3 protein-coding genes are annotated in these 2,976 nt (G+C 75.3%); all 3 read left to right on the forward strand.

Translation table 11 applies throughout. The features are described 5' to 3' along the window. Positions 1 to 260: 260 nt before the first annotated feature. From E2C05_RS30465 to E2C05_RS30475, 3 genes are read left to right on the forward strand one after another with little or no spacing between them, the layout of a single operon-like run. Positions 261 to 1,031, forward strand: coding sequence for a TrmH family RNA methyltransferase (locus tag E2C05_RS30465; protein WP_240046960.1), 771 nt, complete (start codon positions 261 to 263; stop codon positions 1,029 to 1,031). Continuing rightward, positions 1,028 to 2,146: an ABC transporter permease gene (locus E2C05_RS30470; RefSeq protein WP_133223361.1), complete on the forward strand. Its 1,119-nt coding sequence runs from the start codon at positions 1,028 to 1,030 to the stop codon at positions 2,144 to 2,146. Before E2C05_RS30465 ends, E2C05_RS30470 begins: the two co-directional genes overlap by 4 nt. Before the next feature lie 2 nt (positions 2,147 to 2,148). After that, positions 2,149 to 2,916, forward strand: coding sequence for an ABC transporter ATP-binding protein (locus E2C05_RS30475; protein ID WP_133223362.1), 768 nt, complete (start codon positions 2,149 to 2,151; stop codon positions 2,914 to 2,916). Positions 2,917 to 2,976 lie beyond the last annotated feature (60 nt).

Raw genomic sequence — 2,976 nt, forward strand, 5'->3', positions numbered from 1 at the left:
CGCCCCGCGGTCGAGGCGGCGCCGGCCGGGCGGCTGCGCGGGCGGCCGATCCCGCCTGCGCGCGCCCGGCCGGTGCCCTCGTCCGTGCGCCCCATCGGATCGGCGCCGGCGATCGGCGGAAGGGCCCTGGCACGCCCGCGCCCTGCTCCCGGCCGGGGCCCCCCTCCTTCGGCCGCCATCCGCCCAGGCCCTTCTCCGCAGGCCCGCCCCATCCGCCCGGGCGTTACCGCCTTCCGGCGATCTGCTCTATAGGCGGCGGCATGTCCGATGCGCCCTTCCTGCCCCGCCCGCCCGAGCCGAACCGCATCTGCGGCCCGGCGGCGGTCCGGGCGCTGTTCCTGCGGCGCCCGCAGCAGGTGCTGCGGCTGTTCTACACCGAGGACCGGCGCCGCATCGCCGGCCCGCTCTGCCAGCACCTGGCGCGGACCCGCCGCCCCTACCGGGAGGTGGGGCCGCAGGAGATGATGCGGATCGCCGGCACGCAGCACCATGGCGGCCTCTGCGCCGTCGCGGTCGCCCGCTTCGCCGAGCCGCTGCCGGGCCATGCCCTGCCGCCGGACCTGCCGAAGGCGCCGCTGCTGCCGGTGCTGGACGGCATCGGCAATCCGCACAACCTGGGCGCCATCGCCCGGTCCGCCGCCTTCTTCGGCGCCACCTCGCTGCTGCTGTCGGGCGATCAGCGGCAGGCGGACCTGTCCGATGCCGCCTTCCGCACCGCCGAGGGCGGGCTCGAGCATCTGCAGGTGCTGCGGTCGCGCGACCTGCCGATCCTGCTGAAGGGCATGCGCGGACGCTTCCTGACCGTGGCCGCCGTCGCCGCCGGCGGCCTGCCGCCCGGGGCGATCCCGCGCGACCGGCCGATCGCGCTGCTGCTGGGCAATGAGGAGCAGGGGCTGCCGTCGGCGACGCTCGAGGCCTGCGAGGCGCGCGTCACGCTTGCCGGCAGCAAGTTTATGGAAAGCCTGAATGTTGCCGCCGCTGCGGCCGTGCTGTTCCATGCGCTCGGGGCGGTTCCCCAGGCTGCGGCATGAGCGGCGACGCCCCGACCCCGGGGAGGCTGGAGACGCGCGAGGAGGCTGGCGGCCGCCGCCTCGCCTTCCACGGCGCGCTGGATGCCGGGGCCGCGGCGCGGCTGTGGCCGGAGGCGCTGCGCCAGGCCCGTGGCGCCCGCAGCCTGGTGCTCGACCTCGCGCGCGTCACCGCGCTCGACACCGCCGGCGCGGTGCTGCTGCTCAGGCTGGAGCGGGAGGCGCGTGGCGCCGAGTTCCGCGGGCTCCCGGCCGGGCCGCTGGAGGCGGTGCTGGACCGCACCCGCGCCGCGCTGGCCAGGCCGGCGCCGCAGCCGCCGGCGCCGCTGCCCTTCCTCGGCCGGATCGGCGAGGCCGCCTGGACCCGCGGCCAGGACATGCTCGGCCAGGTCGCCTTCCTGGGGGAGGCGCTGGTGGCCGGCACCGCCGTCATCCGCCGCCCCTGGCGGCTGCGCGGCGCCGAGGTGCTGCGCCACCTGGACGAGGCCGGGCTGCGCGCCTTCGGCCTCACGATCCTGCTCGGCTACCTGATCGGCCTGATCCTCGCCTTCCAGTCCTCCATCCCCATGAGGCAGTTCGGGGCGGAGATCTTCATCCCCAACCTCGTCGGCATCTCCCTGCTGCGGGAACTCGGGCCGCTGATGGCCGCGGTGATCCTCGCCGGCCGCACCGGCTCGGCCTATGCCGCCGAGATCGGCACCATGACGGTGAACGAGGAGATCGACGCGCTGCGCGTCATGGGCATCGACCCGATCGCCTGGCTGGTGCTGCCGCGGCTGCTGGCGGCCATGCTGGCGATGCCGGTGTTGTCGCTGCTGCTCGACCTCGCCGGGCTGCTGGGCATGACGACGGTGATGGCGACGCTCGGCTTCCCGGCGGTGGCGGTGGTGAACCAGCTGCAGACCTGGGTGAAGCTGAAGGACCTGCTGGGCGGCGTGGCGAAGGCGGCGGTCTTCGGGCTCGCCATCGGCCTGATCGGCTGCCGCGCCGGCCTGTCCGCCGGGCGCGGGCCGCGGGCGGTGGGCGATGCCGCGACCGGCGCGGTGGTGGGCGGCATCGTCGCCATCGTGCTGCTGGACGGGGTCTTCGCCGTGCTGTTCTTCCGGCTGGGCTGGTAGCGATGCCCGCCAGCCAGGAAGCCGAGGCGGTGATCCGCGTGCGCGACCTCGCCGCCCGCTTCGACGGGCGGACGGTGTTCGAGCATGTCTCCTTCGATGTCCGCCGCGGCGAGGTCTTCGTCATCCTCGGCGGCTCCGGCTGCGGCAAGTCCACGCTGCTGAAGCACATCATCGGCCTCTACCAGCCGGCCGAGGGCAGCATCGAGGTGCTGGGCGAGCGCATCGAGGCGCTGGAGGGCGCGGCGCGGCAGGCGCTGCTGCGCCGCATCGGCGTCATGTGGCAGTCGGGCGCGCTGTTTGGCTCCTCGACGCTGGCCGAGAATGTCGAGGTGCCGCTCGAGGAGCATACCGGCCTGCCGGCCGAGGCGCGGGCGCTGGTGGCGCGCGTCAAGCTCGGCCTGGTCGGGCTTTCCGACGCGGCGCTGCGGCTGCCGGCGGAGATCTCGGGCGGGATGGCCAAGCGCGCCGGCATCGCCCGCGCCATGGCGCTCGACCCGCCGATCCTCTTCCTCGACGAGCCCTCGGCCGGGCTCGACCCCATCACCTCGGCCGGGCTCGATGCGCTGATCACGCAACTGGCGCGCGACCTCGGCACCACCTTCGTGGTGGTGACGCATGAGCTGCAATCGATCCTGGCGATCGGCGATCGCTGCATCATGCTCGACAAGGAGGCCAAGGGCATGATCGCCGAGGGCGACCCGCGCCGGCTGCGCGACGAGAGCCAGAACCCCGTGGTGCGCGCCTTCTTCCGGCGCGAGGTGATGGCATGAGGCCCGGATCCGGCCGCCGCGGGGCGCGGGCGGCGCCGCCGCCGGCCATCGCCGCCGCGC

It is taken from the genome of Paracraurococcus ruber, assembly GCF_004353985.1.
Classification (GTDB): Bacteria; Pseudomonadota; Alphaproteobacteria; order Acetobacterales; family Acetobacteraceae; genus Paracraurococcus; species Paracraurococcus ruber.